Source organism: Pantoea sp. EEL5, assembly GCF_049892805.1.
In the GTDB taxonomy this organism is placed as follows: Bacteria; Pseudomonadota; Gammaproteobacteria; order Enterobacterales; family Enterobacteriaceae; genus Pantoea; species Pantoea ananatis.
Genome location: NZ_JBNDNJ010000001.1, coordinates 1293597 through 1317358 on the forward strand (window position 1 = coordinate 1293597; position 23762 = coordinate 1317358).

Genomic DNA, 23762 nt, shown 5'->3' on the forward strand with positions numbered 1-23762 from the left:
ATAACTTATATCAGTAAAAGGGATAAGAAATGAGTGAAATAGATGTAAACTCTGAGTTTTATGTAGGCGGTGTTGACGGAAATGGGAATGTTGTTGAAGCAGCAGCGCCTGCTCACTTTTTAAAAGACTTGAATGGTAATCCGATTATAGATCCACTTCCCGGAGGATCTCAAAAGTATAGACTATACACACAGGATGGCACACCAGTATCCGGAATAGAAGCAAACCCTAATAATTATTTAATAGCACCATTGGATTACACAATTAATGATGCTATTGAATTTGCTACTCCGATTAGAGCTTTGTTAAAACTTGATGGCTCAACTTTAACTCCAGACTTATATACTGCAGGGGTTAGCCCCGATATCATAGATGCCTATGCGGCAATGGCAGTCGCATTTGTACAAAACGGATCTCAGGATCTTCAGAGAAACTGGGGGCTTGCTGAAGGACTGACTGCACCAGCATTTATTGACGTTGCATCATATCATCTGGGGTTGGTAACAACTCTCGCTGAAATCCCTATCGCAGATGCAGAATGGGCCGGTGGAAAGTTAAATGAACTACATCACTTTTTCAAAGGCTCGATAAATATTGATGGCATTTATGGATTATCATTAGCTAATGAAGCTAATATAAATGCAGCATTTGCTTTAGGTAATGAAATTTTAAAAAGTGAACTTAATATTGGTAATTTCACCTTAAATTCCATAATTGACGGAGATATTTACACTACAGATATTGTAGGCTATAGTACTGACTTGATAGGGAAAGGAAATTTTTCCGTTACACAAATTACTGATGGCATTCAAATAAACGAATTAGGTTCTCAAGGACAGAATGAAATCCCTGATGTGATAGCCATAAATGTCGCTGATGGTTCTTTAAAAAGCGGGGACCTGTCAACCATTGCAATAAACGGCAGTGGTAATATAATCGCTGTTGGAGATTACTCTGAAGTTAAAGTAACAGGTGTAGGAAACGTTATTTCTGCAGGTATTGACTCTAATGTGAGCATCTACGGTAATCCTTCAGATACGACTCAATTAACTGAGTCAATAAGAAACACCGCTGAAGGGACATCTCAGGTTACATCCTATAATAATATCCTGGACTCTGTAAGTTCTACTACTGACACATTTACAGGTCTCAATGCTCTTGGAAATATTACCGAACATCAAGTTAATAATTTCGATGGCACTTCGACTGATACCAGTTACCAGTCTCAAGGCCCTATACTTTCAAGCACAAACTACTACAGTGGTACGAACGATACTGGTACGCTAACTGAAACTGTCAAAAATTTTACGGATGGTACATCAACTGATACTGCTTTCAGTCCTTCAGCAACTGTAGAATCAATTACCAATACTTACAGCGGACCTGATAAAACAGGAGAACTGACAAACACATTGACCGACCGTAATGACGGCACGTCAAGTTTAACCTCATACAGCACCGATGGTAGTGGTTTCAGTGTCACTAACAGTTATGGAGCACATGATGCAACGGGGACGTTAACCGAATCATTGGTTAACCATGCCGATGGCACCTCAGAGGATACAGTCTACAATCAGCAAGGTGGGAATTGGACTTCCGTTACTGATCAATACAGTGGGAAAAATGATACTGGCAACTTAGTAAATTCTCTTGTAAACAATGCGGATGGCACCTCCACAAATACTGTTTTTGGTATGCCGGGAGGGAACTTGTTTTCAATGAAAGATACATATTCAAAAGCTTTTGGTACGGGTGAATTGACGACGACAGAATTCAACTTCAATGATGGAACATCTGAGGTCGTTAATTATAATCCGACGTCAAATTTTAATCTCCCTCCAGAACTTAATTTGACCCCAAATTTAAACCTGACATCAGTTACTCAGGATTTCTCTCTTCAAAATGCGACTGGCACAGTAGATCTCAGCTTGTTTAATACCGCGCCAACAGGCCTTGGCAGCTCATCCTACACACCCAGTGGGGACAACTGGGGAACAGCTGGTACCCAGTTAAATTTTGACACCGCAAACCTTACTGTTCCCAATTTTGTATCAGTACCCTCATTTTCTGATAATTTACTCAATGGTGCAGCAGCGTCATATTCATTTACCAACTTTACTGCTGATTCACTTCAAACTGAAAGTCTGGCAGTAGGAAACTGGATTTCTGATGCTTCGCAGTATTCTTTTGATGCTCACATCCCAGATATTGTCACAAGCGATCTGTACGGTGGCCTTTCAACAGACCCCGGTTATAGTGGGGATGACTCAGGGGAAGGGGACAACAGTGGCAGTGGGGGGGGCTCAGGGGACGGTGACAACGGTGACAGTGGGAATGACTCAGGGGATGGTGACAGTGGAGGTGATTCAGGGGACGGAGACAACGGCGGCGGCGGTGACAATTTCAATCAGGGTGGTGGTGGTGATGGCAGTGATGGCGGCGGAGATGGCGGCGGGGACGGCGGCGGTGATCCATTAGTCATGAGTCTTGACGGTCATCCGATACAGCTTATTCCTTTAAACCTGTCGCATGCAGTCGTAAACATTGCTGGTCAGTCGTCAACTTCGGGCTGGATCGGCTCGGACACCGGCGTTCTCGCAATCGTGACGTCGGCTGGAACACAAATAATTAATCCTTCCCTGGTTAACGGTGCCGGGGATGCAATGGCAGTATTGGCCAGCTATGACCTTAACAAAGACGGCGTGATTGATGCCTCTGATGTGGTCTTTAACCAGTTGCGCGTGCTTGCTGATCCGACAGGTAACGGCAGTGCTCAGGCACAGGCTTACACACTTTCACAGCTTGGAATTCAGTCTATTCGTCTGCAAAACGAAACACTGTCAGTCAATGCGCAAGGCAATCAGGTATCTGGTGTCGCGACGGTGATATTCAGCAATGGCAGTATCGAACCGATTGAAAACGTAAACTTCGCTCAGGGTAGCAGTAACGCTACGCCAGGATGGAACGGTACCGTCAATCCCGTCTGGCAACAGATTCTGAACATGATCGATGGGGCGTTTAACAGCTCTGCATATAGCGTGATTGATAACGGAAGCTTGCCAGACGGCGCTAATGCGTCAAGCACTCCCAGTCAGATTCAGCAGGTTGCCAGTAATGATAACACGGCAATTATGTCGCGAATCTCCGCCGACTCAAGGCATAATGGTATCGTTTTGAATGACAATACTAAAGTAAATATCAATGGTACCAATAATTCAGTAACTGTCCATAACAGCGACAGCGGTACAATTAATGGTGGAAATTTTGCATTAGCTTTCGAAGGTAATGGCTCTGCAATTACCACCAATGGCAACACTGAAGTTGTCACGATAGGGGGATCCGGGAACAGTATTACTGCTAATGGTGATAAAAATATTATTGTTATTAACGGAGCAAATAACAGTGCCACTACCAGTAACAGTACATTACTGACAGCAAACAGTACTCAGGCTGTGGTCAACGGGCTGTCAAATATTGTTGGCCTTGGAAACAATGATAATGTCACAACGAACGGCAACAGTTTCACTTCTGCTATACAGGGTAATTCATCAACGCTTACAGCAAATGGTAACAACAATCAGATTCTGATTACCGGAAATAACGATACCGTATGGGCGAACGGCAGTGGTGACGTGGTCGTTATGGATGGTCAGGCTGACACGGCTAATGTTGGTGGTGGCAGCGTATTTTTTGCAAATGACAGTCAGGGTACAGTCAAAGGCAGTGTGGGTGTTGTCCGTGCAGGCAGTAATGAAAACCTGCAGGTAAACGGAAGCGGCTTTTCGATCACCACAAACGGGACTGCCTCCCAAATTATTGCTAATGGTGATGGAAACAACATCATCACCAAAGGCAGTAAAAACACCCTTGTCATGAATGGCGGAAGAGCTGTGATGACAACGGAAGGTGATACCAACAGCTTAACCGTTAATGGTGACAACGCGAAATTTTTCGTTGAAGGAAACAGCAACACACTTGCTGCGAACGGAAAGGGAGACACTGTCTATATTAAAGGCCAGGGAGAGGATGTAACGCTGTCCGGCGGTACTGCCATACTCGCAGACAATGATTCACTGATCATCAATGGTGGTAATGATACGGTTGCTATAGGTAATAATGAAACACTCACAGCAAACGGCGGTGAATACAATTTCTATCTGCAGGCAGATAATTCGTCTGTCACGAGTAACGGCGACAACGAAACAGTATTTGTATCAGGAAATAATGATAACTTTACTGCAAATGGACAACACAGCAATGTGGAAATATCCGGACAGAATGACAGCCTGACTACAGGCGGTGCACAAATAGTTTTGTCTGATGCCAGCCAGCTCACTCTCAACGGCAATAATGATGCTGTTCATATTGGTAATGCAGACTTAATCACTGTTAACGGTGGCGGCTCAACATTGCTTGCAGAAGGAAGCGCATCATATATCACTGCCAATGGTGATAAAGAAGTGGCTATCGTTAAAGGTGTAAATAACACCATCACACTGAACGGTGCAAAAGCTGTTGTTACTGTTGTCGGCAACAACAATATGCTGACAGCGAATGGTCCTTCCACCTGGATTCAGATGCAGGGTGAAAACGACGATATTGTGGCAAACGGGCCAGGTGATATTGTCCTGTTACAGGGTGAAAACAGTAAACTGACAATCGGAGACGGTACTGTTGCTGTCTCTGATGATACTCAGGCAACCTTGTCAGGCGTCGATGACAGTGTCACGCTTGGAAACAGAGATAACGACACCATTAATGGCGGTGACTTTGTCATTAACCTCACTGGACAGCAGTCCACTGTTGTCGCTAACGGTGATCGTGAGGTAGTCACCGTTAAAGGCAATCAAAATACGTTTACGACCAATGGCGGACATTCTTTTAATGTTGTTTCAGGAAATAACGACAGCATCACGGCCAATGGTGATATGAATAATATTGATATTCATGGGCAGCAGAACGTTATTTATGCCAATGGTTCGGGGGATGAAATTTCACTGGATGGCAGCCAGGACGACCTCCATACGAGCGGGAATGCTGTATCAGTTAAAAACAATACCCAGGCATGGTTAAATGGCGGGGGAAATAAAGTCGTCCTGAGTGACAATGATAATATATCAATCAATGGCAGCGGTTATTCATTAAATTTCAACGGAGCAGGGAGTAGTGCTTCGCTTCAGGGAGACTGGAGTAACATAACGCTGAATGGCTCAGGCAATACGTTTACGGCTAACGGCAACAGCGACAGTATCCAGATGAACGGAAATGGCAACAATGTCAGCGTTAACGGAACGGGTGGAGAAGTCAGCTTAACGGGAACGGGCCAGACGGTCGTCATGGAAAATGGCAGTGTAACAGCTGCTGCCGATGCGCAACTCATTCTTCAGGGCCATGGCAACATAGTCACCGCGGGCAAAGTTGCTAATGTTGAAGTCGATGGCGGAGATAACTGGGTTAATGCGCAGTCAACAGACACAGTCTTGCTGAAAGGTAGTGAAAATGGTGTCGGCTTTAACGGTAATGGCGGGCAACTTACCGTTGATGGTAATGGTCAGTATGCTCTGATGAACAGCGGTAATGCTGTTTTAGAGGCAGGAGCAAGCCTGAATCTCTCGGGTAACAACAATACTGTTACTGCGGCTTCGAACGGTTCACTTGATATTTCCGGCACGGGTAACGTGTTACAGATGACCAGCTCGTCTCTTACGCTGGACAGTGTTTCGTCAAACAGTAATGTGAACAGTGGTTTCCAGGTTAAAGGATTTGGTTTTACCTCCTCTGCAAATGGTCAGTATGCCAATGCATCTGAATCACTTAAAGCCATGCAACAGACCGGCGCTAACTCAACACAAATTGTGGTGACTCAGTATCTGGATTCTGTGACAAGCGACAGCATTGCAGCCACTGCGGCGACAGAATCCGACGCCAATCTTGAGCTCGCAATCGGACAGGCTCAGGCGGATGGGATGTCGGTGCTTCTGAAGCCGCATATCGATATTGAAGATGGTACCTGGAGGGCATTACTGAAACCTTCCAATGTTGACGATTTTTTTGCCAGTTACAAAACGTTTATTCTGCACTACGCGGCGATTGCACAGGCAACGCACGTGGGTATGTTCAGTGTAGGCACAGAGCTGACATCAATGAGTGGAAGTGCTTATACAAATTACTGGGATGATATTATATCCGCCGTACGGCAGGTTTATACCGGACCCATTACCTATGCTTCCGCATGGAATGAAACCGGTAGTGTCAGCTTCTGGAACAAAGTAGACGTTATTGGGGCGAATGCCTATGAGGCCCCGACCGATATCACCGATCCCACCGTGGCGCAAATGGTTGCCGGCTGGAACAGTGTTTCAGGCGATAGCTCTACAGCATCACTATTCAATAATTTGTCTCCGATTGATTTTTACCATTCGCTGTCGACTGCTTATGGAAAGCCTGTTCTTCTTACTGAAGTCGGTTATCGCAGCGTAAATGGAACAAATACTTTAAACGGTGACTGGAGTGGCTTCCACTGGGTTGATTTCCAGCAACAGACACGTGCTCTTGAAGCCTTTTTTGAGGCATGGAGTGGGCAAGGCAGCTGGATGGAGGGGGCTTATCTGTGGAACTGGGAAGCCAATCCGTCAGGTGTAGCCGCAGATGATTTCAGCGTCCAGGGGAAACCTGCGCAGAATGTTGTCGACCACTGGTACGGTGGAAGCTCAACAGCGACCGCTGCCAGCAGCAATATTCTTAATGGTGACTTCAACTCCGTGCTTATGGGACTGGGTGACACATTAACCGTTAACGGAAACACGGATACAGTTACCATGACGGGCAATGATTTGGTTACGTTAAACGGGACAACTGACAACGTTAATGTGAGTGGAAAAGGTAACGTCCTGCAGGCCGGTACAGCTACCTCTGTAACGCTCAGTAATGATAACTCGGCCCTTATGGTGTCCGGGACAGCAATGGCTGTTAACACTCTGAGCAACAATAACGCTCTGGCTTACACCGGTAACCAGTCGGTTATTAAACTTGAGGGTGACAGCAATACTGTCGTAATCAAAGGGGATTCCAATGCTGTCATGCTCGATGGTAAAAACCAGTTGATATCCGTATCCGGGCAAAACAACAGTATTACCGTAACGGGGGATAATTCAAGTATCGTCACCAGCGGGGTAACAACTGTGTCACTGGCTGGCAACCAGATACAGACATCCGTTCAGGGGAGCGGGGACACTGTGACAGTAAGCGGTAATGGTGACTCGCTGACAATAACAGGGTCGGTTGATATTGTTTCCATGAACAATACAGGTACGCTGTCACTTAATATTGCAAACGCAACACAGGACGATGCCTTGCAGTTCATGAATGGTATAAGTACCGATCAGCTCTGGTTCAGCCAGAGTGGAAATACCCTGGTGGCATCCGTTATAGGTACGCACCAGGAAATTGATGTTAACAACTGGTTCGAAGGCGGAACAAATCAACTACAAATAAAGTCAGGCGACGGCCATGCACTGGTTAATTCACAGCTTGATAATTTAATTAACGCAATGGCGACGATGACACCACCTGCAATGGGTCAGACGACACTTAGCCAGGATCAGATGACGCAATTAAAACCAAGCTTAGACGCAGCCTGGAATTAACGTTTAGCTGCAGGCTTTTACTCAGGTAGAAGCCTGCCTTTATATGATTACAACAGTGTAAAATTACTCAGGTAATTCCATGAGTTCCTCTTATAGCTCAAATAAAAAAATGAATGAAAACCATTATACGGAAAAAGAAGTAGAACAAGATTCGGGTGTCGAAGCTTTAGTTTTAATAGCCAGGTATCATAAAATCGCTGCTGATTCACAACAAATCAGACATTTATCAGGTTCAGGTAAAAAACAGCTTACCGATGGTGACCTCATTCTTGCCGCGCGAACAATGGGGCTTAAATCCCGTAAAGTTACCGTGCGGCCTGAACGTTTAGCTAAAACACCTTTTCCTGCACTGGCTCTGGATCGACTTGGTCGCCATTTTATTGTTACGGCATGCGATGGGGACAGGGTATTGGTTTTGGAGCCTGATGCTGGAAAACCTACAGTCATCCTTTCAGAAGTGCTCTGGCAGCGCTGCAATGGCGATTTTCTTCTGTTTGCTTCCAGAGCATCTTTAACGGGTGAACTGGCGAAATTCGATTTTACGTGGTTTATGCCTGCGATAGTCAAGTACAGGAAAATTTTATTAGAAGTCTTTTTTGTTTCTGCGCTCATACAACTCTTTGGTCTTGTATCACCACTTATGTTCCAGGTTGTAATGGATAAAGTGCTGGTAAATAATGCTCTCTCAACGCTTAATGTGGTCTGTATAGGGCTGTTGGTCAGCGGTATCGCTGAAGTTTTACTGACTGGCCTGCGGAATTATGTTTTCTCACATACCACTAACCGCATGGATGTTGAACTGGGTTCGCGTATTTTCCGACATATACTTGCGTTACCTGTCGGGTATTACGCAACGCGCCGGGTTGGTGACACTGTCGCACGCGTAAAAGAGCTTGAGAATATCCGCAATTTCCTGACCGGTCAGGCCCTTACAGCGATAATAGACAGCATATTTTCGGTGGTTTTTGTCGCCGTGATGTGCCTTTACAGCATAAAGCTTACACTCATTGTGCTGCTGTCTTTACCTGTCTATGTCATTATTACAACAGTTATCATCCCGGCTTTCAGACGACGTCTTAATGAAAAATACGCGCGTGGGGCTGATAACCAGTCATTTTTAGTTGAAACCGTTTCCGCAATAGAAACTGTCAAATCATCTGCAGTTGAGCCTTTGTTTATTCGTCAGTGGGATAATTTACTGGCTGGTTATGTTGCTGCATCATTTCGTGTCAGTAATTTAGGAAATATTGGGCAGCAGTTAGTTCAGTTTGTTGGGAAAATAGTTACTATTTTAACCCTTTTCTTAGGAGCGAAACTGGTCATATCGGGCGCACTATCCGTAGGCGCTCTGATAGCTTTCAATATGATGTCTCAACGCGTCTCTGCGCCGATTCTGCGCCTGGCACAGCTATGGCAGGATTTTCAGCAGGTAGGCATTTCGATGCAACGGTTAGGTGATATTCTCAATACCCGTACAGAAAACTTACAAGGCCGGAATTCTCAGCCCTCTCTGAAGGGTGCCATTCGTTTTGAGAATGTAAGGTTCAGATATAAACCTGAAGCACCTGCAGTTCTGAATAATATCTCTTTTGATATTGAGCCAGGAAAAGTTATTGGCGTTGTCGGACGTTCAGGATCAGGAAAAAGTACGCTCACTAAATTAATTCAGCGTCTCTATCTTCCCGAATCTGGCCGTGTCTGGATCGATGGAACCGACGTAGCCCTGGCTGACCCCTCATGGTTACGCAGACAAATTGGAGTGGTCCTTCAGGAAAACATACTTTTTGGTAGATCAATTCGTGAAAATATAGCGCTGGCTGATCCTGGCATATCTTTAGAATCAGTTATAAACGCCGCCAAACTTGCTGGCGCTCATGATTTTATCAGTGAAATGTCTGAGGGTTATGACACACGAATCGGAGAACACGGAAGTGGGCTGTCAGGAGGCCAGCGTCAGCGTATTGCTATTGCACGCGCGTTGATTACGAACCCACGAATTCTCATCTTCGATGAGGCAACGAGCGCTCTCGATTTTGAAACAGAACGGGTGATTCACAAAAACATGCAGGCCATATGTCAGGGCCGAACAGTTATTATCATCGCTCACCGACTGACTGCAGTAAGAAATTCTGACACCATTTTAGTTATGGAGAAAGGCCTGATAGTAGAGCAGGGCAACCATTCTCAACTAATTGAAGAAAACGGTCTGTACAGTCACTTGGTTTCCCTTCAGCATGCTTAAAAGGAACATTCAATGTTGAAGATAATAGCTTTAACTGAGTTGCTGCGTCGTTACAAGGATGTATTCCTTGCCAACTGGAAAATGCGTAAGCAACTGAACGCTTATGAAAGACAGTCTTATGAGCTTGCATTTTTGCCGGCAAATATAGAACTGGCAGAAGCACCTGTTCACCCGGCACCCTACTGGACGATGAGGATCATCGTTATTTTGACACTTGTTCTTATCAGCATCTCGCTTTTTGGCAGGTTAGATATTGTCGTTGTGGCTAAGGGTAAAGTTATTCCGGATGCAAGAGTAAAAGAAATTCAGCCTGCCATCACGGGGGTGGTGCGCCATATTTACGTTGATGACGGGCAACGTGTAAATGCTGGTAACGTTTTGATGGTTCTGGATTCCACACAGGCAGAAGCCGATTTAACTAAAACCGAGGCGTCAAGAGCGGAGTCCATGCTGGCGATAATCAGGGCAAAAGCTTTACTGGATGCGCAAATCTCTGGTCATGTCCCTGAGATGAAAGTCAGTGATGGACTCTCACAAGCCGATGTTAACGCCACGAGCCGTTTTGCTGACGGTATTTTCATGGAGTACAAAGATAAGCTTAACCGTGCGGATGCTGAGCTTACACAGCATCGTGATGAACTGGCCACGACTTTACAGGACATTGAACGCTTAAAATCTACGGCACCGTTGGCAAGAGAGCAGGCGAACAGTTATAAGCTGCTTGCCAAAGATCATTATGTCGCAAGAAATGACTACCTTGACAAAGAGCAGACGGCGCTGGGGCAGGAGCATGACCTTACGGCCAAACGCAGTCACGCTAATGAACTCAAAGCTGCTATTGATGCGCAGATTGCAGAAAAAGCCTCAGTAGGTTCACAATTCCGACGGGAACAGCTCGATGCTCTGGAACAGGCTGAGCAAAAATTAAAACAAAGCGTCGAAGATGAAGTTAAGGCTAAAACACGCAAGCAATTGCTCAATCTCGTGTCGCCTGTAAGTGGAACAGTTCAGCAACTCAGTGTTCATACGATAGGCGGTGTGGTCACCAGTGCTCAGAAAGTGATGGAAATCGTACCTGATGATGCGATGGAAGTTGAAGTTAACATAGCGAATAAAGACATTGGTTTTATAAAAGAGGGGCAGAATGCCACAGTTAAAATTGATGCTTTTCCCTACACGTACTATGGCTATATCAAAGGGAATGTAATTTCAGTATCAAATGACGCCGTTCAGGACCGTAATCATGGCTTGAATTTTACTGCCAGGGTACACCTTGATAAAAGTGGCATTGAGGCAGGAGGTAGATGGATTAAACTGACGCCGGGCATGACCGTGTCCGCTGAGATTAAAACTGGAAAAAGAAATGTCTGGCAATACTTTTTCGACCCGCTTATCAGAATGAGTAATGAGAGTCTGCATGAAAGATAATAAAATATTGCCTGTGATGGCCTTAATACTCTCAGGCCTGTATACAGTGAAAAATCATGCTTCTGATATATTTGACACTGAAGCTGATGTTCCTTCCTCACAGGCCGCACCGGTATATGGAAACTCAATATGCGAGTTTGGTCCATTGCCAAGCCCACTGGCTTTGAATGATGCACTGGAGCGCAGTTTATGTAATAACCCCAAAACGGCACAAAGCTGGGCTGAAATAAAGGCAGAAAGCGCCGCTGTCGGCACAGCTAAAGGTGCATACCTGCCAACTTTCTCCTTGTCCGGAAGAGAAATCAGCGAACGTTCTGAAACAAATGTTGCCGGGCACCCGGAGTTTGGCTCAGTCAATTCATCGCCAAATTATTCTGCAGACTTTAGTTTAAACTGGGTGCTCTATGATTTTGGAGCCCGCTCAGCAGCTCTGCACAAAGCGAAAGCTCTTCTCGTTGCTGCTGAAGCCAGTCATATGGAAACTCTGCAGTCTGTGATGATAGCCACCGCCAAAGATTATTATGCAGCACAGGCTGCTGCTGGAAACCTGGCTGCTGCGGCTGATATGGAAAGAATTGCCTCAAAGAGCGTAGAGGTGGTTGTAACTAAAGAAGGGCATGGTGCTGCTTCAGTCGGTGATGAATTACAAGCAAGAACGGCCTGGCTGCAGGCTAAAACTGAGAAAGAGAAAGCAGAAAATACGCTTGAGAATGATTTAGGTGTTATTGCTATCGATATGGGGTTACGCCCAGACAGTTACATAAATCTGGCAAATGTCCAGGAAGGTCTAAAACCTGATTTTAGATTTAAGGAATCAGTTTCAGCATTAATCGATGAGGCAATTAAAATACATCCGGCGCTGCTTGCGGCTCAGGCTCAGTTACAGGCAGCAGAAGCTGAGGTCGATCAAACGAGGGCTGAGGGAATGCCCACTTTAAGTCTCATAGGGAAAGCCAGCCGCGATAATCAGAAAGTCAGCGCAGGAATAGGCCAACCCTATCTTGACTCCTCTCACAATGACAGATACATAGGCATTCAGGTCTCGGTCCCTTTGTTTGAGGGATTCACTCGGGAATATAAAATCCAAGAAGGTCTTGCTCAGGCTGAGCAGAAGCAGGGGGCTGTCTCCGAAGTAAGACATAACGTTGAACTTGATGTATGGAAAAGTTTTCAGTCTCTTAAAGCTAACACAAATAATTTACCATTAATTGAAAGCCTCTTCGATAACACCAGAAAGTCCTATTCAGTAGCAGAATATCGCTATGAGAATGGCGTGGGTAATATCATTGAATTGCTCAATGCCCAGAAATCTCTTGCTGATGCAGAGAAGCAGCAGATCCAGGCTCTGACTGACTGGCGTTACAGCAGGCTCGAACTTGCTGGAAAACTGGGTGTACTTGGTTTAAATAATTAAAAAAGAAATTTATTAAGGTCGCAGAGTCACTTATTAGATGGTTATAAATATTATGGACTGGAATCTATTATTGTAATTATGTGTATTCAGATAAATAGCGAGTATGGTAGGTAAATAATCAAAGAACAACTGCAACGGAATGTGAAGAAATGTAACTATCAAAGTATGAGTAAAATCTAAGCAGCCTGCTATTGTAAGTTTCAGTAAACCAGACTACTGTTGTTTCTATAAGATTCTGAATAGGTTATAAAAGCCCTTAACTTTGCTGACTCTTTATCTTTACTGTGCGGATCACTCGATGAAGCGTAGAACATCTTTCTTTTTACTTTCCGGCCTTATATTGCTGATTTCCGGCTGCAGCCATCATCCTCGTCCCGAAGCTCCAGAGGACGTTTCCGCATCGGATTCAGCTCAAAATCCTGATTTAATTCCCATTGTTGCTGCACTTCACGACCAAATGCACACCTGGCATGATACGCCATACCAATGGGGCGGCACGCAGCTGTCGGGCGTGGACTGCTCTGGTTACGTCTGGCGTACTTTGCATGACCGCTTTAATCTGCCGATGGACCGCGTGACTACCGCCGATCTGCTGCATATGGGCGTGCGCGTAGCACCGGAACATTTACAGCCGGGCGATTTGGTGTTTTTCCGTATCGGTGGTGGTATGCATGTCGGCTTCTATGACACAGACCATCAGTTTATTCATGCCTCGGCCAGCAAAGGCGTGATTCGTTCGTCACTGGATAACCCATACTGGAAATCCGTTTATTACCAGTCGCGCCGGCTGACGCGTGAATACGGCGCGCAGGTGACGTTGAACCGAACAAGTTGATGCGAAGAACGCAAAGCGATTTGCTGGCGAGTGCGTAACTGGAAAACTTGCTGCCGTAGTGCTGAAAACACAGTGCTGAAACTACAACGCCGAAATCTGTGCAGCAGCAGTTTGTGTGCGGATGATTATTCTTATCGCATTGTTATGATTGCTTGCTGATGAATACGGTTGTTGCCGGGACGCCCGCGAAGTTCTGATACAACCGACGCCGCGCCATGTTCACGATAACGCGCTGAACCTGACGGACGGTGAGTTCGAGAAGGCGCGCAGCTTCACGCTGCAGTAGAGTGTGGTCGTGAACGCGCTGAATGATGCCGAGCCGAAGTACGCGCGAGAGCAGCCTGAACGGTCAAAGCGCATGACGCGTAAACAACAGAGTGTGATGACGCTGCCGTGCAGCTGAAAGTGGGCAATAGTCAGATCATGACAGGCAACGCTACGTGAATTCTGCATAACCCGCAGGGGTTCTGTGCGCCAGTTTTCACGTAGCGCGCCCGGTGATTAACGGGCTTCAGGTCCAGAGGGGACGAAGGTGAGGTGCCGGTGCGTAACCGGGTACGCGGCGGGATGTCTTATTTAACATAATATACATTATGCGCACTTTTGCAGGTAGACTTTGATATGGCCGTTTAGCCCGTCTTTTTCGGATACCAAGCCATTACTGTCTCTTTTCGCCCTGGCTTTAATATAGGTATGATTATTCAGGAACATGTCAGCTCATCTGCAATGACAACCTTACAACGGATACTTTCACCTGTTTACACCATAACGATATCCCTTAAATAACCGCGCTGCCCTTTTCTTCTTTGTCGTGAATGGGAACTAATGGCTTATGATCTGACGTTGTTACCGTCCAATTTAACCCTCCCGCAGTCTCTCCTGAGACATTGCCAGGTTTTCCTTCGCTTCTGAGTACTGATAAGACGTCAGTTCAATCTGATTTCCATCAGGATCGGAAAAATAAACGGACATCGACACCTGATGATCGCTGACTATAAAAGATATGGATTGCGCTGCCAGAATGTGCAGTAACGGACAAAAACTCGTGGCTTCAAGACTGAATGCCACGGTATTGCCGGGCGGCTGATGTGTTCTTAAAAACAGCGAAATCGCTGCAGCGTTATTTTTTAAAACCAGAGGGCCACCTTGCTTAAACCAGAACAGCAACGACTCATCGCGTGAAAACCCCAGTACGTCGTTATACCAGCGCTCGGCCTTATCCAGGTCATGCACATAAATGTGGACGTGGTCGATTTTAACTAAGTTCACTTTCACCTCAATGACAACCTATAAAGAGAATCAGCATCGAACATATCGTGCAATGATGCAAAATAATGCGCACACCATGAGCTCTGATTTAACATAACTGGGTATGGAATATAGAAGCGCGCCCATTCTCTGATGCATCCCCCCTTTCAGCATGTTCTTAAACTTAGAGCGAATAAGGGATGTTTTCCTGATGATGTCTGTGTGGGTTAGCGCTATGATCAATAAAAAGTAATTTCAGCATCCTATATGCTTAGCCTGTGAAATTAATAAATACATCATTAGATGATGTATTTAAATTTTCAAGTATCGTCGATATGTCTTATTTATGGGCTGGATAATTGCATGATCGTATCGCTATAAACGGGTTAACCGACCTTCTTCTGGCTTAGTCAGTTTTTTCCAGCATTTATTTTTTCTACTTCCCAGAGGAATTTGAATCCATGCTGGTCAACATTTCTACGAGATTGTCTGGATATACCGTTTCGGTTGTGGCATTAAGTGCACTAATCGACCACCAGTGATAGCTGGCAATAACCGACTTTTCGTTTTCACTCCAACCCAAGGTATCAATCTCGTCTCCCGAGACATTAATGATAAAAAAACGCTCATGTGCCTGAACGCGTTCGCCCGAGGGCAGCGTCATGACAAAGCATCGCTCTCTTCGGGACGGGCCAGGATCGTTTCGGCGAATACCAGTTTCTTCATAAAGTTCTCTGAGCGCCGCCTGCTCGAAGGATTCGCCCTCCTCTACGCCGCCGCCCGGCGTTGTCCAGTAAGCATGGCCTGCAAGTGCATCCTGTGTATGCACAAAACGGAACAACAATAGGTTATGCGAAGCATTGAGGATCAGTAGTCGGGCCGAGCGGCGCGTACGCATGCCTTCTTCCTTCTGTTTTAGCTTGGCGCAGTCCTTCAACTGGCCCGCAAAAAATCCTGCCAGCGGCGCGTCAGGTAGTTATGTTCATCCATTACGGCGTTCCAGACGGCAATATGGCTCATGCGCGCGTCGTAGCTACCACCGTCGCGCACTTCACCTTGGGGGATCAGCGGTGCGCCCCAGGCATCCAGTAGCACCTCTCTCGCAGGCTGGCCGCCGTACCAGAAATCCCACTCTGCAGCTGACAGATGCGCCCGGCTGCGTTCCGCGTTGGAGATATAGTAACCCTGCCGCGCCATCACTGCGCCAGGCCAGCCGGACTGCCACCAGTTTAAATAGTCGTAGGCCGCGTCTTTGATTCTGCCGGTCGCGCAGCGCGAAAGCGACATGCCGCCGTACCAGGCGCGGTAGCCTTCACGCGGGCGTGCCATTTTGTAGCCACGTTGATGAAAGTGATGTCGGAAATAAATGGGCGCCCACAGGCTCTGCACTTCCACCTGCTGATTGGCAATGAGGTCGCAGGCTTCATCCTGGGAGGCCCAGAATGCCGCAAAATGCCCGTTACGATTGAGGCGCGCCAGTTGCTGCGTCAGCAGGTCGATCTCTTCGAGCGTAAGATTGCCCGTGTTGGCAAAGCGCGCCAGACCTGCGCCCTGCATGGCAAGCGCCGCATCGATGCCGCCCATTGCCGCATCTTCCTGTAAGGCAACCTGGCCCGTTAGTGAAGGATGCAACAGCCATCCCCAGCTTTCCTCCTGCTGCTGTAACGCGGCCGGGAGCCTGTCGGCGTGATAGGCAAAGCTGTCAACGTTGTGCGTCAGCGGCAACATGCTGATGTGATCGCTGGCATGGCTGCCCAGATGCCTGTCGCGCTGCACATAAAGCCGTTCAGAGGGCACGCTGCCGTCAGCGAGCGGCAGATCCGGACGCAGCCTGCCGGTTTTAGCCAGTGGGGTGATCTCGTCCCAGTATTTGAGTCGTTTAATCTCCAGCGGCTGAATGGCCTGCGCGGGCCAGACAAAATCAATATTGTGAAACCACTGATCGTAAAGGTCATAGCTCTCAGGCTGCATGACGGCAATGCGCTGCGCATCTTCCACACTGTGCAGCAAATATTCAATGCGAATGCCCAGATCTTTCTCGGCGCTGACGCGTAGCATTTCGAGCAACGTGACGGAGGTCCCGAGCACGCGTAAAGTGAGTTGATCGTTGACCTTCGCTGCAGAATTCATCGTTTTACCTGTCCTTTAACGCCTGCTGGAAGCGGTTAAATCCCTGTTTCAGCCGCTCTGCGTCGAGTCCGCGCAGAATAAAAACCAGTTTGGAAGTGTCTAAATCCCCCGGCCAGTCGTTCATATGTACGGGCGGATGCAAGGTATGCTGAACGCCGTGAATCACCACCGGCGCACTGGTGCCGCTAAAACGCAGAATGCCCTTCATTCTCAAGACCGATTGCCCATGGCTATGTAACAGCATTGACAGCCAGATAGCAAACGCGGGCCAGTTCAGTTCGTCTTCCAGAGTGATCACGCAGGTCTGGGTTAGAGGGTGATGATGCGTTTTTTGTCCGGGAGTCAGATTGTAGCGGGCATCGCCCACGGCACCAAGCCAGCGAAACCGCTGTGCGTGTGTTCCTTTGGCGAGGCGAAGCGCGAATAACTGCCCGGGTTCGGCCAGCGCGTGTTGCGTATCGCCTGGCTCCGCCAGAGGGTTTAAACCGCCAAGCCATGTCTGGAGGGCGAGCAAACCGTCGTGATCGATCCGATCGCATTTGCTGAGCAGCAGTTTGTCAGCCGCGCTCACCTGGGCTAACCATTCGGGGTGATGGGCCGACTGTAAACGGGCGTGCTCTGCATCGACCAGCGTCACCAGCGTGCCCTGACTGAAATGGTGTTTAAGCTGCGGATCGTGCAGCAAGGTTGACAGAATGGGTGCAGGATCGGCCAGCCCGGTGGTTTCGAGTATCACCTGACTAAACGGTGGTAGCTCGCCGCGCGTACGGCGTTCGTAGAGGTCCAGTAGCGCCGTTTTCAGTTCACCGCGAATTTGGCAGCATACGCAGCCGCTGGGTAACAGCACCGTATCCGGTGCCACTTCATTTAACAGATGGTGATCAATCCCGACTTCGCCAAACTCATTCACCAGCAGCGCAACATCGTTAAGATTCTGGTGCGTCAGCCAGCCCTTCAGCAACGTGGTTTTACCACTGCCGAGAAAGCCGCTCAGGATATGCAGCGGCAGTTTTTCATTTCGCATCGCGGACTCTCCGTTCCTCGCCATCAAAGCGCCGCCAGCCAGGTCTCATCCAGCGGATCGAGAGTGCGTCGGGTCATCTTCTCGGCTTCTTTCCACAGCAGGTCCAGCGAGCTCACCATGACCTGCTGCCCCGTGGGACTGGACAGCACCCAACTGGTGTGAAACTCGGTTAAGCTCAGTCGCCAGGGCTTAAGCGCCCGGTTAAGCAGCGCCAGCTGCTGCAGGCGTAGCTGACGCTGGGGCAGATTGTTTTCCAGCGCATCGCTCCACTGCGGCCCATTATCCAGCAATCCGCACATTCCACACATCGCGTGCTCCTTAGGGCATTACATCGCCAGAATTCGGCCCCAGCGTCTGACCGACAAACAAGTTGCCGCCCGGCTCACTGGCCAACAGCAGCGCAACCGGTGCCACTTCTTCTGCCCGGCCGAAACGCCCCAGCGGTAGCTCAGCGGCCTTGGCGGTTTTCCACGCCTGATTGATGCCATCGATCAGCGGGGTTTCAATTGGCCCCGGCGCGATCGCGTTCACCAGCACGTTATCGGCAGAGACTTCCAGCGCCAGAGACTTGGTAAAACCAATCACACCCGCTTTGGCGGCGGCATAATGGCTCAGTTCTGCGCCGCCCTTTATTCCCAGTTGCGAGGCGATATTGATCACCCTTCCCCAGCGCTGCGCCAGCATGGAAGGCAGCGCACGTTGGGTGGCGAGAAAGACGCTGCGTAAATCCACCGCCATCATCTGCTCCCACATGGTCAGCGTGATATCCGTGCAGCGGGCCTGCGTGAGCATACCGGCATTGTTAACCAGAATATCAATCCCATCGAACCGTTCCAGGCAGGCATCCACGCCCGCCGTGGCCCCGTCGACCTCCCCGACATCCGCTACCACGCCAAAACAGGGCACACCTAAGGCGCGACAGCGTGTCACCATGGCCTCCAGGTGCTCGCTGTTCCGGTCGGTCAGTATCAGGTGTGCGCCCTCGCGGGCGAACAGCGTAGCGATGGCGGCCCCGATTCCGCTGGCCGCCCCGCTGACAACGCAGCGTTTGCTTGCTAACTGCATACTCTCTCCTTAATCAGGCCAGCGGACGGTCAGCCCGCCGTCGACAATCAGGCTTTGTCCGGTGAGATAACTGCTTTCTTCGCTGGTGAGAAACGCGATTGTTTTTGCCACCTCGTCCGCCCGGCCGACTCGCCCAAGGGGAATCGCGTGCGCCGCTTTCGCCAGCCCTTCCGGGCCAAGCGAGTTGTGTTTATCCAGCGACTGCGGCGTTTCAATCAGGCCGGGGATAATGGCGTTACAGCGGACGCCGCGCGGTGCCAGTTCCACCGCCAGCGACCGGCAAATGCCCGGTACGGCGGCTTTCGCCGCCGCGTAATGAGCATGGTCCTGCCAGCCATAAACCCCGCCTGCAATCGATGACACGGCAACCAGGCTGGCCCCGGAATGCAGATGCGCGGCGGCAGCGCGGAACAGCCGCATCACGCCCGTCAGATCGACATTAAGCATCTCATCCCAGCGCGCATCGCTCATCTCATCAATGCCTGCGCGGCGCAGAATGCCGGCGTTGGCCACCACGTAGTCAAGCCGACCAAAGTGCTGAACGCCTTGGGCGATAAATGCATCGACGGAGGCGGTGGAGCCAACGTTGAGCGGCAGCCAGAGTGCCTCTCCGCCCGCGGCTTCAACCTGTGCTGACGCCTGCGCCGGATCGTGCGGATCCTGCGGGTAATAACCCGCAATCACCCGCACGCCACGCTGCGCATACAGCGTGGCCAGCGCCAGACCAATGCCGCTGGCGGCACCGCTGATAGCGGCGACCGGCGTTCCGTTTTCATTCTGCATATGCTGTCCTTAAGCCTGAGGCTGGGTCGAGGTGGCGCTGATCTGGGTATCCAGTTGCGCCGCCGGTCGTGCAAACAGAATAATGATGCCGGAGACAAAACAGGGTACGGCACCGAACCAGAGAGCGGCTTCCTGCCAGTGGCCGCCCTGACTCAGCACCGAGGTAGTACCAATACCGGCTACGATGGCACCGACCGGTCCCATAGCCATGATGAGGGCACCCGCCGTCGCGCGGATTGCGGTAGGAAAGCTTTCACTGATAAAAAACAGGGCAGCGGCATAGGGTCCGATCAGGAAGAACAGACCGACGCTGTACAGCGCAACGATGATGGCAAAGTTGTCCGGACAGAACAGCATGGCGGCAAAGGCAATACCGCCCAGCATCCAGCCTCCGGCAATGGTGTTGCGGCGGCCAATCCGATCGCCGAGCCAGCCGTGCGCCAGGTAACCGCAGTAACCCACCAGATTCGACAGAATCAGGATCAGCAGCGAGTTATTGAACGACACATCGTGGGTTTTGGTGATGACCGTCGTGCCCAGCACGCTAAAGATCTGGATTGCGAACCAGTTCAGCAGAATGGCAATGCCGAGCACTAAGGTCGAACGCAGGGCGGTGCCACGAAACGCCGAAGCAAAACCCGATTTAGGCTGATCTTCATACGGCACCAGATAGTCGGCAGCCACCTGACGGGCATCCTTGTCTTTGCCCTGCTCGCGCAGCGTTTTGATTTTTTTCTGCACTTCAAACTGTGGCGTTTCTTTGAGTCTGAGCGCCAGCAGCGCAATGACCAGCGAGGGGAACGCGGCGAAAATAAAGCTCCCCTGCCAGCCAATGATCGGCAGCAGAATCGCGGTCAGGGCTGATGCGACCAGCGCACCCACCGGCCATCCGCCCTGCACCAGGCTGTAAACGAAGCCCTTGCGCTTGTTGAGTTTAGGATCGTCGAGTGCGGTATAAAGCTCAGATAAATAGGTGGCGTTTACCGTCTGCTCTGCATAGCCCAGGCCAGCGACGGAGCGAATAGCGGTTAACGCGCCCTTGCCCCACAGGCCGCCGATTGCGGTCAGCAGCGAGCACAGCGCCGCGCCGCCCACCGTAATCACGATGCCCATGCGACGCCCCAGCCGGTCGACCAGTGGCCCAATGGCCAGGGCGATGACCGCCCCGCCGAAAGCGACCCAGGTGGCAATCTCCGACTGCTCAACTTCACTCCAGCCAAAATGGCCGCCGATTTCCGGCAGTAACGTGCCGAAAAGAATGAAGTCGTAAACGGCAAAAATCCAGGCGAAGAAGGCAATCCATGTGGCGAATTTCACATCCCTGATGGTTAACTGCTGTGGCTGCCAGCCGTTAACGGATTTTTTTTTGTAGATGCTCATGTCGTGATCGCTCTGCAAGATAAAGGAAAGAAACTTAACGCGGTTTGCGCGCTAAGAAGTCATCTGCGATTTCGTCGAAGGTGACAAATCGCACACCCTGGTGGCTCTGGATGTACTTGATCAGACGTTCCAGCATCAGCAGCACCTGCGGACGACCTGAAACGTCGGGATGAATGGTCATGGTAAACACCGCGTAGTCATTTTCGCGGTAAACCCAGTCGAACTGGTCGCGCCAGATCTCTTCCAGATGACGGGGGTTCACAAAGCCGTGGCTGTTTGGCGATTTTTTGATAAACATCATTGGCGGCAGATCATCGAGATACCAGTTAGCGGGGATCTCGACCAAATCGGTCTCTTCACCACGCGTCAGCGGCTTCATCCAGCTGTCGGGATGCTGGCTGTAATCAATTTTGGTCCAGCTGTCGCCGACGCGAACGTAATAAGGATGAAAGTCGTTGTGCATCAGACTGTGATCGTATTTGATGCCCTTTTTCAGCAGCAGCTCGTTGGTCACGTTGCTGAATTCCCACCAGGGCGCCACATAGCCTGTCGGACGTTTTCCGGACAGCTGGGTGACCAGCTCAATGCTGCGGTCCAGTACGGCTTCTTCCTGCGCGGGTGTCATGGCGATGGGGTTTTCATGGCTGTAACCGTGAACGCCAATTTCATGCCCTGCGTCCACCACCGCTTTCATCTGCTCAGGAAAGGTTTCAATGGAGTGACCGGGAATAAACCAGGTGGTACGCAACTGGTGTTCAGCAAACATTTTCAGCAGGCGCGGTGCACCCACCTCCCCGGCAAACAGTCCGCGTGAGATATCATCCGGCGAGTCTTCCCCGCCGTAAGAACCCAGCCAGCCCGCAACCGCATCCACATCAACACCAAATGCACACAAAATTTCTTTAGCCATGAGTCTTTCCTCTAAGGAGTTAAGCGCAGACGGAATGGTCTGCCGTAAACGTGCCTGCGACCGTGCTGGCAGCGTGAAGAAGCCGGCGATCCTCGCCAGCAGGAAGAGAAAAAAGCAGGCTGGTATACAGCCCGTTTGCGTCTTTGCCGGTCGGCAAAGCGATTCCCGGCATATCCAGCAGACTGCCCGGCATGGTTAACCGCAGCGTGGCAAGATTGGTCTGGGCAAACAGATCGTCGTCTTGCATCAAGGGGGCCAGTTCCGGTGCGGTGTGGGCAACGGTAGGCGTAATCAGCACCGCCCCGTCCAGTTCTGCCGCCAGTGCCTGTTGCCACGACTTGCGTTGTGCCAGAAACGTTTCAAGCACCGCAGGATCCTGATGGCTGGCGGCAAGCAGGCGTTCCCGCACGCGCGCATCCATCAATGCCGCGTCAGGCGAGGCTAACAGTTCGCGATGCAGCAGCCAGGCCTCACGTCCACCCGGCCAGCCCTTATCGGCAATCCAGGCCAGTGCCTGGTTAAAGGCCTGAAGTGGCGCGTGATCAATTCTGAACCCGGCGGCCGTCAACTGGGCTATCCGGCGACAAGCGTTCTCACGCACGGCGGGCTGGCACGCGGCCAGTAAGGCCTCGTCGACACGAAAGTGCGGCGCAGGAAAGCGCATTTTTTGCGCGCCGCACAGAATGTCATCCAGGGCAATAGCATCACGTACGCTTCGGCATAGCGGCCCCACCGTGTCCAGCGAGTGCGCCAGAGGATAGACGCCCGTTGTCACATAGCGCTGGCGACTGGCGCGATAGCCAATCGTGCCGCTGAATGCGGCAGGAATCCGTATTGAGCCGCCGGTGTCGGTGCCAAAGGCGATACAGGCGAGACCTTCCGCAATTGCCCGTCCCGCGCCGCTGGACGATCCTCCGGGTGCAAAAAGCTGCGACGTGGTGCCCCGGATGGCCGGCGTACCAAAACTGGGATTGAGTCCAAGGCCGGAAAACGCGAATTCACTCAGGTTGGTTTTACCCAGCGTCACCAGTCCTGCTGCCGAACACTGTGCCACCAGCGCGGCATCCTGTGGTGCGACAGGGACATTGCTTCGCGTGGCCGACCCGGCGGAGGTCTGGCTTGACTGAATATCGAACAGATCTTTCCAGGCCACCGGAATACCATCCAGTGGGCTCAGCGGGCGGCACGCTTGCCAGCGCAGCGTTGAGGCTTCGGCTTCTTCGCGGGCACGGGCGGCGGTCATTGAGATGAAAACGGAAGGCGCGTTTTCAGCCGCTTTTAGACAGGCTGTGGTAAAGGCCAGCGGCGACAGGCGCTGTTGTGCGTAGAGCGCACTGATTCCCAGCGCATCAATCTGACCAGCCATGAATAACTGACGAACATTTTCGGCCTGCACAGCATCACCTTTAAATGTATATTACGTTTCAATGTACATTTGAAGATAGCAATAACGGTGCCATAAAAAGCACTGTTAAGTTGCATAATTGTGATCATGTCGATCCTTATAATTAAATTTGATGATTTATCAAGGGGTTATTTGCCGCATTTTCGAGTATTTCGTCACGTCACAGATGAAATTGCGCGCAGACATTAAATGTATTAATTTAAAAGTGATCCATTATTGGGCAAGGTGCACTACATCAGTGCTGTTGATAGC

General features: G+C 49.8%; 16 protein-coding genes. 5 read left to right on the forward strand and 11 right to left on the reverse strand.

Annotated features, from left to right (window positions below):
* Positions 1-29: 29 nt before the first annotated feature.
* The 5 genes from ACPXSQ_RS06250 to ACPXSQ_RS06270 all read left to right on the forward strand — a co-directional run bounded on the left by ACPXSQ_RS06250 (position 30) and on the right by ACPXSQ_RS06270 (position 13565).
* Positions 30-7646, forward strand: coding sequence for a glycoside hydrolase family 113 (locus tag ACPXSQ_RS06250; protein WP_426143141.1), 7617 nt, complete (start codon positions 30-32; stop codon positions 7644-7646).
* 109 nt (positions 7647-7755) lie between these two features.
* The gene (locus ACPXSQ_RS06255; protein WP_050442526.1) at positions 7756-9888 is read left to right on the forward strand and encodes a type I secretion system permease/ATPase; all 2133 of its coding nucleotides are present in this window, start codon (positions 7756-7758) and stop codon (positions 9886-9888) included.
* Between the two features lie 12 nt (positions 9889-9900).
* The gene (locus tag ACPXSQ_RS06260; RefSeq protein ID WP_014593736.1) at positions 9901-11316 is read left to right on the forward strand and encodes an HlyD family type I secretion periplasmic adaptor subunit; all 1416 of its coding nucleotides are present in this window, start codon (positions 9901-9903) and stop codon (positions 11314-11316) included.
* Positions 11306-12730, forward strand: a complete 1425-nt coding sequence (locus ACPXSQ_RS06265) for a TolC family protein (protein WP_028715152.1) — start codon at positions 11306-11308, stop codon at positions 12728-12730. The genes ACPXSQ_RS06260 and ACPXSQ_RS06265 overlap by 11 nt, the downstream gene beginning before the upstream one ends.
* A 298-nt stretch (positions 12731-13028) precedes the next feature.
* Positions 13029-13565 (forward strand): C40 family peptidase, encoded by a 537-nt coding sequence (locus ACPXSQ_RS06270; protein ID WP_014593738.1) that lies wholly within the window; start codon positions 13029-13031, stop codon positions 13563-13565.
* A gap of 219 nt (positions 13566-13784) precedes the next feature.
* Here the strand turns inward: ACPXSQ_RS06270 and ACPXSQ_RS06275 are convergent, their stop codons facing one another.
* From ACPXSQ_RS06275 to ACPXSQ_RS06325, 11 genes are all read right to left on the reverse strand, one after another.
* Positions 13785-14018 carry a hypothetical protein gene (locus ACPXSQ_RS06275; RefSeq protein ID WP_029570026.1) on the reverse strand — a complete coding sequence of 78 codons (234 nt, stop codon included), beginning with the start codon at positions 14016-14018 and terminating at the stop codon, positions 13785-13787.
* 405 nt (positions 14019-14423) lie between these two features.
* Positions 14424-14834 carry a VOC family protein gene (locus ACPXSQ_RS06280; protein ID WP_042676742.1) on the reverse strand — a complete coding sequence of 137 codons (411 nt, stop codon included), beginning with the start codon at positions 14832-14834 and terminating at the stop codon, positions 14424-14426.
* 415 nt (positions 14835-15249) lie between these two features.
* On the reverse strand, positions 15250-15711 hold the full coding sequence (locus ACPXSQ_RS06285) for an NUDIX hydrolase (protein WP_426143145.1): 462 nt from the start codon (positions 15709-15711) through the stop codon (positions 15250-15252).
* Between the two features lie 35 nt (positions 15712-15746).
* Entirely contained in the window at positions 15747-16943 is a 1197-nt protein-coding gene (locus tag ACPXSQ_RS06290; protein ID WP_013025806.1) for an ABC transporter substrate-binding protein, read from the reverse strand.
* 4 nt (positions 16944-16947) lie between these two features.
* A complete protein-coding gene (locus ACPXSQ_RS06295; protein ID WP_105087553.1) occupies positions 16948-17967 on the reverse strand; it encodes a CobW family GTP-binding protein in 1020 nt (339 codons plus the stop codon).
* Positions 17968-17990: 23 nt separating this feature from the next.
* Complete coding sequence (locus ACPXSQ_RS06300; RefSeq protein ID WP_014605818.1) at positions 17991-18275, reverse strand: hypothetical protein; 285 nt, start codon at positions 18273-18275, stop codon at positions 17991-17993.
* 10 nt (positions 18276-18285) lie between these two features.
* Positions 18286-19032, reverse strand: coding sequence for an SDR family NAD(P)-dependent oxidoreductase (locus tag ACPXSQ_RS06305; protein ID WP_015700285.1), 747 nt, complete (start codon positions 19030-19032; stop codon positions 18286-18288).
* Positions 19033-19041: 9 nt separating this feature from the next.
* A complete protein-coding gene (locus ACPXSQ_RS06310; RefSeq protein ID WP_426143149.1) occupies positions 19042-19815 on the reverse strand; it encodes an SDR family NAD(P)-dependent oxidoreductase in 774 nt (257 codons plus the stop codon).
* Positions 19816-19824: 9 nt separating this feature from the next.
* Positions 19825-21195, reverse strand: coding sequence for an MFS transporter (locus ACPXSQ_RS06315; protein ID WP_072403945.1), 1371 nt, complete (start codon positions 21193-21195; stop codon positions 19825-19827).
* Positions 21196-21229: 34 nt separating this feature from the next.
* Complete coding sequence (locus ACPXSQ_RS06320) at positions 21230-22105, reverse strand: polysaccharide deacetylase family protein (RefSeq protein ID WP_013025811.1); 876 nt, start codon at positions 22103-22105, stop codon at positions 21230-21232.
* A gap of 19 nt (positions 22106-22124) precedes the next feature.
* Positions 22125-23501, reverse strand: a complete 1377-nt coding sequence (locus ACPXSQ_RS06325; protein ID WP_014605814.1) for an amidase family protein — start codon at positions 23499-23501, stop codon at positions 22125-22127.
* Positions 23502-23762: the final 261 nt, after the last annotated feature.